Below are 12,495 nucleotides of genomic sequence, written 5' to 3'. Positions count from 1 at the left end.
AGTGTTAGTGGGTTAAGCTAAAATATTTGAAATCTTTTAAATATCTTTTCTATTAAATTTTCACTCATTGAATTTTTTAGTAAATTTAATATCTCTATATCTAAATTTGATTCTAGTAATCGAAAATCTGGTAAATTAGGATATATTGTAAAATGTTTCTGATAACTATTCAAAAAAACACAGTGAGTATCATAACTTAAATCACTACATTTGTTTATTTTATATTGGTTTATTTTGTATTGATAAATAGCTATAATAAAATCATTTTTCTTAACTTGAAATCTGCGATTGATTGGGGATGAAACAATCGCTTCTATAAATTCTTCTGGTTTATCTGTTTCCTCATGCCATCTAATTAAACGTTGATTTATTAGTAATTTATCAAAATCCTGGGACAAAAACTCTTTAAATTGAGGTGAATAAATACATTCTTGAAACATTATATTTTACTGCCTTTATGCAAAAATAGTGACTCAATAATAAAGCTTTTGTAATTTATTGGACATAGTATTAATACTTAACAACAAATTGGTAAGTCTACCGTCTCCTGCAAGTCCTCTGTAAAGGAAAATGTCGGGAAATACCTCTTAAACGACATTGGGCTTAAACACTCACAGAGTAAGGATTAAGAGCGTATTACACTGGTTAGACGACATCCGCCAACAAACAGCTAACACAGAATAAAAAACTTGAGAAGATTTATCTGGTAAAATATAGTCAAAATGTCTAAAATAGTCAAAATTGCTATGCAGACCTATACTCTCACAGATGCTCGTAACAAACACGGTGAGGTTTTTGATAAGGCTGCTACTGAGCCAGTTCTACTAACTAAGCAATCACGGCCTAGCCACGTGATTATTTCTGCCGATAGCTACCAAAAATTAATTAATCGGCTGGAAGAATTAGAGGATATGGTTTTCGGTCAAGCTGCTGAAGTTGCTCTGAGTAAGTCCAAAATGATTGGTACAGAGGCTTTTACATCTGCATTAGAGCATTTAGCTAATGGCGAAGCTTGATGGTCTAGCAACTGTTCTTGATTTTCTGAACGGTTTACAGCCTAAAATAGCAGCACAGATTGCAAAAAAGGTTTTGGCTTTGAATGTTGAACCTTTACCAGCTGATAGTGAGCAGCTATCTGGTTATCAGGGTTTATATCGAGTTGATAGTGGTGAATATAGAATTATTTACAGGTATTTTCCCGATCGCGATTTAATAGAAGTGATTTTAGTCGGTAAGCGCAATGATGATGATGTCTACAAAAGATTGAAGCGTTTACTCGGTTAAACTTCGGGTTTCATTAAAATGCTAGAATCGCTTCAGCACAAATGCTTTCAGGCATCTTTGATGACTTTCGACCTTCCCGACTCTCTGATTCTCGATACAGCGCTTTCAGTATCTGGTTTAACTGACTATATCCGCTTGCTGTTAGAGCAAGATGAACAATTGCGGCAAGTTTGGGTAACTGGCGAAGTTTCTAGCGCTAACAACCATCGCAGTGGGTTGTTTTTTACGCTGCAAGATCCCGATCGCACCGCCGGCATTAAGTGTGTAGTATGGAATAGCCAATTGCCAAAACTCGCCCAAATGCCTGTTCCTGGCGAACAGATAATCATTTTGGGTAGCATTCGCGTCTATCCGCAACGGGGAGAATATCAGTTATCAGTTTGGCAGACTTTACCTGCTGGTGTTGGTTTACAGGCGTTACGCTATCAACAACTCAAAAATCGCTTGTTGGCTGAAGGGTTGTTCGACGCGCAAAGAAAGCGATCGCTCCCGATTCATCCCCAAACGATCGCTGTCGTCACTTCTTCAACGGCTGCTGCTTGGGGTGATATTCAAAAAACCTTGAAGCAAAGGTATCCAGGTTTACACGTTTTATTTTCTCCCGCGACCGTACAAGGCGAGCAAGCACCAGAATCTATCGTCAAAGCAATTGAGCGGGTGGAAAGAGATGGACGCGCCGAAGTGCTAATTTTATCGCGTGGTGGTGGTGCGGTGGAGGAATTGGCTTGTTTTAATGATGAACGAGTAGTGCGATCGCTTGCTAATTGTTCTATTCCGATAATTACTGGGATCGGCCATCAACGAGATGAATCTTTAGCAGATTTAGTCGCAGATGTATGTGTGCATACACCCACTGCGGCGGCGGAAATGGTTGTACCAGCACTTTCAGAATTGTATACTGAGCATCGGCAGCGAGTTGTCGCTTTACATGAGGCGGTGCATGACTTTAAAGAAAATGCTGAGAATAAACTGCAAGTATTACGTAATCGTTTGCGACGTTTGCGGTTAGATCGGCAAGTGCAGCAGGAAGTGGAAAAGCTAGCTTGGAAGCGTCAGCATTTGGTGCAAATTACCACGGGGCGATCGCAGCAAGCAACGCAGCATTTAGAATTATTGCGGCAGAAGTTGGCTAGTCTTGACCCGAAAGCGGTGTTGCAGCGTGGTTATGCGGTGGTGAGAAGGGAAGATGGAGCGATCGCTCGTTCGGCGGCGGAGTTGGCTGTGGGAGAAGAGTTAGTGATTCAGTTGGGGCGGGGTGGGGTTAAAGTGAAGGTTATGGAAATAAATAAATGAGTAATGAGTAATGAGTAATGAGTAATACCCATTACTTATTACTCATTACTTCAAAATTAAAGACAGTTAGGGTCTTGAACCCTTGAATTGACGATAAACGAACCCCCAAGACGCCAAGGACGCCGAGAGTTGAATGGTTAAACGTAAGAGTGCTTCTAGTTCTGAGGAAGGTTGGAATTATGAGGCTAAGGTTGCTGAGATAGAGGGAATTATTACTCGCATTGAGGCTGGTGAATTGGAATTGGAAGCTGTGTTTGACCAATTTGCAACGGCTGTGGAGTATTTGCGTCAGTGCGAAGGTTTTTTGCAGCAGCGACAACAGCAGGTAGATTTGTTGATTGAAACATTAAGCCAAGAGTAGAAGCCAGAGCCTCAATTTGAGTCTAGGCTAGTAGTGTGAATACAGGAGTTTGCTTTTAGGTAAGGTAAAAATGCAGGACTTAAAATCTCAGATATAACGCAATACAGTTCAGAATGAGCAACAAAACACTTGTAGAGACGGCGATTTATCGTGTCTAAATCCGCGTCACAAAACTTAATTACGAATTACGAACTTGTACTGAGCGCAGCCGTTGGCGCAGCCTCTCGTAGAGAAGTATTACGAATTACGAATTATTTAAGCCAGAGTTCTAATGAGGAGTTGGATAAACAGAGAATGAATGATGAGATCATTGATTTGACAAACTGCGATCGCGAACCGATCCACATTCCCAGTTTGATCCAGCCTCACGGGGTTTTACTAGTTTTGCAAGATCCCACCCTGGAAATCCTTCAGGTGAGCAGTAATAGTCAGGCAGTTGTTGGTCGTCAACCTGATGAATTGCTAGGCAAGCCGCTATCAGATTTACTCAATGTCAAGCAGATCAAACTAATTCAACAATGTCTGGCAGAGGATTTTGAGAGCGTTAATCCCCTGAATTTGTCTATCAAACATCAAAATAAATCAATTCATTTTGATGGCATTGTTCATCGTTTAGATACTATTATTATTCTGGAATTAGAACCGAAAAAAAACAAAGGGAAAACAGGATTTTTTGACTTCTATCAACAGGTAAGAGGAAGCATTTCCCGCATTCAGAAAACACCAACGCTGCTAGAAATGTCCCAGGTTGTGGTGAAAGAAGTCCGGCGAATTACTGGTTTTGATCGCGTCATGGTCTATAGATTCGATCGCGAAGGGGCAGGCAGTGTCATCGCTGAAGACACCAATCAGGAAACGCCCTATTTGGATTTACACTATCCGCCCTCTGATATTCCCAAGCAAGCCCGACAGCTATACACCCTTAACTGGCTGCGGCTGATTCCAAATGCCAGCTACCAACCTGCCACCTTAATTCCAACAAACAATCCCTTGACAAATCAACCGTTGGATCTGAGTTTATCGGTGTTGCGGAGTGTTTCTCCATTACATCTAGAGTACCTGCAAAATATGGGCGTGACCGCCTCTATGTCTATTTCTCTGATTCATGAACAAAAGCTTTGGGGATTGATTGCTTGTCACCATTCGTCACCCAAATATATTTCTTACAATATCCGCACCATCTGCGAGTTCATTGGACAGGTGATGTCTGTGGAACTGGCAAATAAAGAAGTGAGTGAAGATATTGATTACAAAAATCAATTGAAGTCATTGCAAACGCAATTTGTGGAAGGCTTGTCTCAGGCTGAGTATTTCCTGGATGGCATGGTGCAAATGAAATCTCAATTACTCAATCTGGTCAGCGCCACAGGAGCGGTAATATGTAGTGGCGACCAGTATATTCAAGTAGGTAAAACCCCATCTGAGTCAGAAGTTCACGCCTTACTTGATTGGATTAAACCTCAACTGCATCATAACTTGTTTGAGACGCGATCGCTCTCGAAAAATTACCCTGCTGCTGAATCATTTAAAGCGATGGCTAGTGGCGTGTTAGCCCTGGAAATTTCTAAAGTTCACCACAATTACATTCTCTGGTTTCGCCCAGAGGTAATAGAAACTGTGAATTGGGGCGGCAACCCCAACAAGCCTGTGGAAGTTTTCTCAAATGGCAGTTTAAGAATATCTCCTCGCAAATCCTTTGAATTATGGCAAGAAACTGTGCAAGGATCTGCCCTACCCTGGAAACCCTGTGAAGTTGAAGTGGTTGCTGAACTGCGAAGCCTGATTGTAGGCGTTGTATTGCGGCAGGCAGACAAACTGGCATCGATGAATTTTGAATTACAACGGAGTAACGAAGAACTTGATTCTTTCGCTTATGTTGCCTCTCATGACCTAAAAGAACCGCTGCGGGGCATTCACAACTACGCTAACTTCTTAATGGAAGACTATGCAGACATACTAGATAGCGATGGAATGGCGAAACTGCAAACCTTGGTGCGGCTGACGCAGCGAATGGAAGACTTAATTAATTCCCTCCTCCATTTCTCGCGGTTGGGACGCGCCGAACTGGTCAGGCAATCAGTGAATCTAAACGAGTTAGTGCCCCAAGTAATCGCCACCTTGACCATTTCTCGACCGCAGAGCGAAGTTGAGTTTCGCATTCCTCAAGCCCTGAAGAGCGTTCAAGGCGATCGCGCTCAAATTAATGAACTCTTCAGCAACCTGATTAGCAACGCCATCAAGTACAATGATAAACCTGAAAAATGGGTCGAAATAGGTTTTATTGAAGGGAATGGAGAAAGAAAAGTTGCTTCTACTTCTCTAACTTTCTACGTGCGTGATAACGGCATTGGCATCTCTCAAGAGCATCTCGACAAAATCTTTGAAATCTTCCGCCGCTTACATGGACGGGACGAATTTGGCGGTGGAACTGGGGTAGGGTTAACCATTGCCCGCAAAATTGTGGAACGTCACGGTGGTAGAATCTGGGTGGAATCTACACCAACTGTTGGTAGTACATTTTACTTCACCCTGTCAGCGGAGGCAAATATATGACTCAGATTTCAGTCTCCCCGATGCAGCAAACGCCACTACTTTTAATTGTCGAGGATAGCAACGAAGACTTTGAGGCACTGCAACGATTTTTAGGGCGATCTACCATTGCGATCGCTATTCAGAGGTGTGTAAATGGGGAACAAGCCTTGGCGTTTCTTTATCGATCTGGCGGCTATGTAGAGCGCCAGAGTGCGCCCCGTCCCGGCTTGATTCTGCTTGACTTGAACCTGCCTGGAACCGATGGACGAGAAGTGTTACGCCGGATTAAACAGGATGACAACTTGAAGATGATTCCGGTGGTGGTGTTTACTACCTCTAACAATCCTAAAGATATTGAAGTATGCTATCAATATGGTGTCAACAGCTATATTGTTAAACCAATCAATTTTGCTCAACTGAAAAGAGATATTCAAATGCTCGTGGAATATTGGTTTGAAGTAACGACATTGCCTGATTACTCGCAGGATTCGTTATGATAAAATCTTTAGATAGGTGAGGATTTTAGCGCTATTTTTAAAACACTAAGAGACTTCCAAATAAAAAAATATTCAATTAACTCTTGTGGGGTGGGCATTTTGCCCGCCCAGTCTATTAGGCGGGCAAGATGCCCACCCCACAACATTGGATAATTTATTTCTTGAAATTCCCTAATTTCTCTATGATAACCTGCGGAATGTGGGCTTTCACTCTATCCGCTCAATTAATTTTACGATGTCTCAGCAACAGTGCACCCTCCTAATTGTCGATGATTCGCCAGAAGATCGAGAACTATATCGGCGCTATTTGCTGCGCGATCGCGAATCTTCTTACACTATCCTAGAAGCAACGCTGGGACAACAAGGGCTAGAACTTTGGCAGCAACATCAGCCCGATGCTGTGTTGCTTGATTATCGATTACCTGACCTAGACGGACTGGAATTTTTAGCACAATTGCAACCCTCAATGCAGCAGCCTTGCCTACCTGTGATTGTCGTCACTGGGCAGGGCAATGAGGCGATCGCAGTTAAGGCGATCAAAGCGGGCGCACAAGATTATATTATCAAAGAGCAAATCACCCCAGAAGGGCTGCAAATAGCAGTCAATGGGGCAATTGAAACAGTCCGGCTACGTACCCAACTACAACAGCGTATTGAACGAGAGCGCGTAGTCTCACATATTACCCAGAAAATTCACCAATCGCTGAATCTGGATGAAATTCTTCAAACAACCGTAACCGAAGTGCGAGAATTTCTGCACACCGATCGCGTCTTAGTTTTTCAGTTAAAACCTGACGGAAATGGCACAGTCATAGCAGAATCAGTTGGGACACAGTGGCGATCGCTCCTCTCGTCTACCATGTACGATCCCTGCCTTGCTGAGAGCTACATTTTCTCGAATCGACCGCAACCTGTCAGGCACGATCCCGCCTCGAACGAGAATTATATCGAACGCTATTATCAGGGGCAAGTAACGGCAGTATCAGATATTCACGATCGCACTATTGACCCCTGCCACGCTGAATTATTGGCACAGTTTCAAGTCAAAGCTCATCTGGTTGTACCAATTCTGCAAGACAACCACTTTTGGGGATTGCTAATTGCTCATCATTGTACCTCCCCTCGATTTTGGCAGCCCTTAGAAATTGACTTGCTTAAAGAGTTGGCAACTCAGATGAGTATCGCCTTGCGACAGGCAGAACTGTATCAGCAGGCACAGCGTGAACTCAAAGAACGCCAACAGGTAGAAGCAGAACTACGCCAGAGCGAAGAACGTCTGCGATTGGCACTATCAGCTTCGCGGATGGGAACGTGGAACTGGAACATCCAAACGGGAAAAATTTCCTGGTCGGATAACCTGGAAGCCTCATTTGGACTGGAGCTAGGAGAGTTTGACGGCTCATTCGAGATGTTTGCCGCGCGAATCCACCCTGACGATCGCGATCGCGTTCTAGCAGTCGTCAATCGTGCCATCGCCACCGGAGAAGACTATGACATTGAATTTCGAGTGGTATATCCTAATGGCACGATTCGGTGGGCACTGAGTCAGGGTAAGGTATTCTACGACCAACACGGGCAACCAATTCAGATGGCGGGTATCGATCTCGATATCACCGAACGCAAACAGTCAGCCGAAACTCTGCGCGAGAGTGAGGAACGTTTTCGGCAGCTTGCAGAAAATATTGATGCGGTGTTCTGGATCAAAGAGGTGCAGGAAAATCGGGTCAGCTATGTTAGTCCTGCATATAAACGCCTGTGGGGATTGAACCCAGAGGAATTGTATCAAGGACAACAAGCATGGGTCGATTGTATCCACCCAGAAGATCGAGAAGCAATAGACAGAGCGTTTCATGAAAAAGCTGTCGCAGGTAAATTTGATGAAGAATACCGGATTATTTTAGCCGATGGTAGTATTCGCTGGGTTCACGATCGCTGCTTTCCCCTTCGAGATGAAACCGGAGAGATTTATCGGTTTGCAGGTATTGCCGAAGACATCAGCGAACGCAAACAGGCAGAGCAAGCCTTGCGAGACAGTGAAGAACGCCTGCAAATGGCACTGGAAGGTTCTGGTGGCGGTCTCTGGGATTGGAACATTGTTACCAATGAAGATTATTTAAGTTCCCGATGGCTGGAAATGCTGGGATATGAGCAAGGAGATTTACCTGGGGACTTTAGCGCTTGGGAGCGACTGATTCATCCTGACGATAAAGTTTGGGTGATGGAACGGTTGAATGCTCATCTTCATGACGATTCGGTGTCTTACAAATTTGAATATCGAATGTTAACCAAGTCTGGGGATTGGAAATGGATTGCTAATCACGGAAAAGTAGTTTTGCGCGATCGACAGGGCAATCCACTCCGCCTTTCAGGCATCCATCATGATATCAGCGAGCGGAAACAGGCAGAACTTGCTCTGCGAAAGAGCGAAGAACGCTTCCGTACCTCAGTTGAAAATATGCTGGACTGCTTTGGGGTATACCGTGCTGTACGAAATGAGCAGGGACAGATTGTCGATTTTGTGACTGAATATGTCAATAGTGCGGCTTGTTTCAACAATGAAATGACTTATGAACAGCAGATTGGGTATGGGTTGTGTGAATTACTACCAGGGCATCGTGAAAGTGGATTGTTTAATGAATACTGTCAGGTAGTAGAAACAGGGCAGCCGCTCATTAAAGACAGCCTAGTTTATGAGGATGATTACGGACAACAACGCTTAGTTAGAGCCTTTGATATCCGCGTGGCTAAATTTGGAGATGGATTTGTTGCCACCTGGCGAGATATCACCACTCGCCAACAAACTGAAGAAGCCTTGCGCCAGAGTGAAGAATTTAAAAACCGCATTTTAGACAGCAGTTCTGACTGCATCAAGGTATTAAGCCTTGATGGGCGGCTGCTGTACATGAATACAGGTGGACTGTGTTTGATGGAAATTGATGATTTAAATGCCCATCTCAATAATGAATGGCTCTGTTTCTGGGAAGGCAGTTCTCGGCAACAGGCAGAGGAGGCACTTGCTGCCACTAAAACAGGCAAAGTCAGCATTTTTAGCGGATACTGCCCAACTGTAAAAGGCACTCCGAAATGGTGGGAAGTAGTCGTTAGCCCGATTTTGGATGCTTCCGGGCAGCTGGAACGAATCTTATTGATTTCACGAGACATTACCGATCGCAAAAAGATAGAACTCCTCTTGCAGGAGAGCGAAGCCCGGTTGAAATTGGCGTACAAAGCGACGCAATCGGGATTATGGGACTGGGACATTATCCACAATAGCGCTCATGTATCTGAAGAGTACGTCAATTTGTTTGGGCTTGATCCAAGCACAAAGGAAATCACCTATGAACTGTGGTTAAGTCTCCTGCACCCAGACGATCGCACCTCAGCCCATGAAGGGGTGAATCGCACCATCCAGCAGCAGCAAGAGTACTATGAAGATGACTTCCGTACCATACATCCTGATGGTATTCGCTGGTTAGCGGCTAGAGGTCAGGTTTTTTATGATGCTGCGGGCAATGCGGTACGGATGGTAGGTAATGTACAGGATATCACCGATCGCAAACAAGCTGAAATCCAACGCGATCGCCTATTTCAGCTAGAACAAGCAGCCAGAGCCGAAGCCGAACGCGCTAATCGGATCAAAGATGAATTTTTGGCGGTTCTCTCCCACGAATTGCGATCGCCTCTTAACCCGATTCTCGGCTGGACAAAACTGCTGCAAACCCGCAAATTTAGTGAAACCAAAATGGCTGAAGCTTTAGCCACCATTGAACGCAACGCGAAACTGCAAACTCAACTGATTGATGACTTGCTCGATCTAGCTAAGATTCTGCGCGGCAAACTGAGCATCGAGGCGGCTCCTGTAAATTTGGCATTTGTGATTGAATCTGCCATCGACACAGTAAATACAGCAGCCCTTTCCAAATCAATTGTGTTGCATTCAGTACTGCCGAATATTGGGCAAGTCTCTGGAGATTCTAACCGCCTTCAACAGATCGTTTGGAATTTACTTTCTAATGCGATCAAGTTTACCCCCAAAGGAGGACGGGTAGAAACTCGACTAGAGCAAGTTGACGATCGAGCACAAATTATCGTCAGTGACACTGGTAAAGGCATTAGCTCTGACTTTCTCCCGTATATTTTTGAGTCATTCCGTCAGGAAGATGTCTCAATTACCCGCAAGTATGGGGGATTAGGATTGGGGCTAGCGATCGTCCGGCAGTTAGTTGAGGCGCACGGTGGCACCATCACGGCTGATAGTCCAGGTGAAGGCTTGGGAGCCACCTTTACAGTCCAGTTGCCACTGCTGAATGTTGAACCGGAAATCAAGCAGCCAGATGAGTTGCCACAACAAGCACTCGAACTCACGGGGATTAAAGTCCTCACAGTTGATGATGATCCCGATGCCCGTGAGCTATTAACAGTATTACTTGCTGAATACGGAGCAGAAGTCTTGACTGTTGACTCTGCGGCAGAAGTTTTAGCAAATCTAGAGTCTTTTCAACCTGATGTCTTAGTCAGTGATATTGGGATGCCCGAAGTCGATGGTTATTCCCTGATTCAAAAGATCCGCACCTTAACGCCCGAAAAAGGGGGAGAAATTCCCGCGATCGCTTTGACTGCTTATGCCAGAGTGGATGATTACGAGCGAGCTATAATTAGTGGCTATCAGCGGCACGTTACCAAGCCTCTAGATCCAGAAGAGTTAGTTCAAGCTGTGGTGGCACTTGTACACAGCAAACTATGATTCAGTTTAATCGAAAGGTGATGCTACATAAACAACTCCTTCAATCAAATCGGTTTTCTTAAGATTGAGTATGGCATTATAGCGACACTCAAACTTTGCACTAATGAGGCGATCGCCATTTTCAAGAGGCAGTAGACAATACGGTTCGGTTAAGGTTTTTGGATGACAATTCTAAATCTCAAAAATGCGATCGATTATCACAAAGACGCGATAAATCGCCGTCTACACAAAAGAATAATTTCTGATATGATGCTTTGTCTTTAGCAAACAAATCTCTTTCAAAAGTCCCTTCACACGGTAGAATAACGAAATTTTGCAAGAGATTTAATCATGAAACCATTTCTGTTTGTAACCGATTTAGATGATACCCTCGTATATCGCACCGTCGGCGATGACAGCGCTTTACCAGAACTAAATCAACTGCTGAATAGACATCGCCAAGAATACGGCACTAAAATCGTTTATTCTACGGGGCGATCGCCTGTACTTTACAAAGAACTCCAATCTCAAAAAAATCTTTTGCAACCCGATGCCCTCGTCCTTTCCGTGGGTACTGAAATCTACCTTGATGGTACTGATACTCCAGACTCAGGTTGGTCAAAAATCCTCTCTCCGGGATGGGAACGAGAAACTGTATTATCTATTACAAAAAAATATCCTGAGTTAGTTAGGCAACCAGATTCCGAACAGCGTCCCTTCAAAGTGAGTTGTTTTCTAGAACAAAAAGTATCTGCGAATGTTCTACCACAACTTGAAGCAGAGTTGCAGAAATCTAAATTAAATGTAAAGTTAATCTACAGTAGCGGAATAGACCTTGACATTGTACCCCATAGCAGCGATAAAGGTCAGGCAATGCAGTTTTTACGCCAGAAGTGGAAATTTGCAGCAGAACAAACAGTTGTCTGTGGTGATTCAGGTAATGATATTGCTTTATTTGCTGTAGGCAACGAACGGGGAATCATTGTGGGGAATGCCCGAAAAGAGTTACTCCAATGGCACGATGAGTATCCCGCTACGCACCGCTACCTGGCAAAAGCTTTTTGTGCAGGTGGAATTATTGAAGGCTTAAATTATTTTGGTCTCTTGTAATGATTAGTTATCTAAAAGGTATAGTCGCTGGTATCCAAACAATTGGCGCTAATCGCGTGATTCTGACTCTGGAAGTGAATGGCTTGGGTTATGATTTGCAAGTTCCCCAAAGGCTAGCAAACCAGTTACCAGAGTCGGGAGGAGTGGCGCAAATTTTTACCCATTTGCAAATTCGGGAAGAAGTGCCCTTTCTATATGGCTTTGCTTCCCCAGCCGAACGCGATTTATTTCGCCACTTGCTGACTGTCACAGGGATTGGTGCAGCCTTAGCGATCGCACTCTTAGACACTCTGGAACTACCAGATTTAGTCCAAGCAATTATCGCTGGCAATACACAAATCCTCATTCAGGCTCCAGGTGTGGGCAAAAAAATCGCTGAACGCATCTGTTTGGAACTGAAAAGCAAATTGGTCGAGTGGCGTAAATCAGCCGGGTTCTTCGTCGCCACAGGCGGGCCTGCACCAGGAATTCTCGAAGAGGTGCAAATGACCCTCTTCGCCTTGGGATACACTGCCCATGAGGTCAGTCACGCCCTACATGTGGTCAGCGAAGACATCGGACTACCCAAAGATGCCTATGTCGAAGACTGGATTAAACAAGCGATCGCTCATCTCAGTAGCGAACAAGTTTAATTGTCATTTGTCATTTGTTATTCTCCCCTGCCCCCCCCGCTCCCCTGCCCCCCCCGCTCCCCT

Annotated in this window: 10 protein-coding genes and 1 pseudogene; 9 read left to right on the top strand and 2 right to left on the bottom strand. The window is 44.3% G+C overall.

Going from position 1 to position 12,495, the window contains the following annotated elements:
- Window positions 1-17 precede the first annotated feature (17 nt).
- Window positions 18-440, bottom strand: a complete 423-nt coding sequence (locus RMX69_RS10260; RefSeq protein WP_322637393.1) for a hypothetical protein — start codon at window positions 438-440, stop codon at window positions 18-20.
- A gap of 282 nt (window positions 441-722) precedes the next feature.
- Here RMX69_RS10260 and RMX69_RS10255 point away from each other — a divergent pair, with 282 nt between their 5' ends.
- From RMX69_RS10255 to RMX69_RS10225, 7 genes are all read left to right on the top strand, one after another.
- The gene (locus tag RMX69_RS10255; RefSeq protein WP_322637392.1) at window positions 723-1,016 is read left to right on the top strand and encodes a type II toxin-antitoxin system Phd/YefM family antitoxin; all 294 of its coding nucleotides are present in this window, start codon (window positions 723-725) and stop codon (window positions 1,014-1,016) included.
- Window positions 1,003-1,284, top strand: coding sequence for a type II toxin-antitoxin system RelE family toxin (locus RMX69_RS10250; protein ID WP_289796253.1), 282 nt, complete (start codon window positions 1,003-1,005; stop codon window positions 1,282-1,284). Before RMX69_RS10255 ends, RMX69_RS10250 begins: the two co-directional genes overlap by 14 nt.
- A gap of 60 nt (window positions 1,285-1,344) precedes the next feature.
- Window positions 1,345-2,577 carry an exodeoxyribonuclease VII large subunit gene (xseA, locus tag RMX69_RS10245; protein WP_322637472.1) on the top strand — a complete coding sequence of 411 codons (1,233 nt, stop codon included), beginning with the start codon at window positions 1,345-1,347 and terminating at the stop codon, window positions 2,575-2,577.
- A 133-nt stretch (window positions 2,578-2,710) separates the two neighbouring features.
- Window positions 2,711-2,938, top strand: coding sequence for an exodeoxyribonuclease VII small subunit (gene xseB, locus RMX69_RS10240; protein WP_094348247.1), 228 nt, complete (start codon window positions 2,711-2,713; stop codon window positions 2,936-2,938).
- A gap of 294 nt (window positions 2,939-3,232) precedes the next feature.
- Window positions 3,233-5,491: an ATP-binding protein gene (locus RMX69_RS10235; protein WP_322637471.1), complete on the top strand. Its 2,259-nt coding sequence runs from the start codon at window positions 3,233-3,235 to the stop codon at window positions 5,489-5,491.
- On the top strand, window positions 5,488-5,967 hold the full coding sequence (locus RMX69_RS10230; RefSeq protein ID WP_322637391.1) for a response regulator: 480 nt from the start codon (window positions 5,488-5,490) through the stop codon (window positions 5,965-5,967). The genes RMX69_RS10235 and RMX69_RS10230 overlap by 4 nt, the downstream gene beginning before the upstream one ends.
- Before the next feature lie 235 nt (window positions 5,968-6,202).
- Window positions 6,203-10,711 (top strand): PAS domain-containing protein, encoded by a 4,509-nt coding sequence (locus RMX69_RS10225; protein WP_322637390.1) that lies wholly within the window; start codon window positions 6,203-6,205, stop codon window positions 10,709-10,711.
- A 15-nt stretch (window positions 10,712-10,726) separates the two neighbouring features.
- Here the strand turns inward: RMX69_RS10225 and RMX69_RS10220 are convergent.
- Window positions 10,727-10,843: pseudogene (locus tag RMX69_RS10220) on the bottom strand (Uma2 family endonuclease); the annotation flags it as partial.
- Between the two features lie 198 nt (window positions 10,844-11,041).
- On the opposite strand from RMX69_RS10220, the gene RMX69_RS10215 reads away from it, so the two are divergent.
- On the top strand, window positions 11,042-11,800 hold the full coding sequence (locus tag RMX69_RS10215) for a sucrose-phosphate phosphatase (RefSeq protein ID WP_322637389.1): 759 nt from the start codon (window positions 11,042-11,044) through the stop codon (window positions 11,798-11,800).
- A complete protein-coding gene (ruvA, locus tag RMX69_RS10210; RefSeq protein WP_109007998.1) occupies window positions 11,800-12,432 on the top strand; it encodes a Holliday junction branch migration protein RuvA in 633 nt (210 codons plus the stop codon). The genes RMX69_RS10215 and ruvA overlap by 1 nt, the downstream gene beginning before the upstream one ends.
- Window positions 12,433-12,495: the final 63 nt, after the last annotated feature.

This window comes from Nostoc sp. EspVER01, from assembly GCF_034530635.1.
In the GTDB taxonomy this organism is placed as follows: domain Bacteria; phylum Cyanobacteriota; class Cyanobacteriia; order Cyanobacteriales; family Nostocaceae; genus Nostoc.
This window is presented reverse-complemented; position numbering and strand designations above follow the sequence as displayed.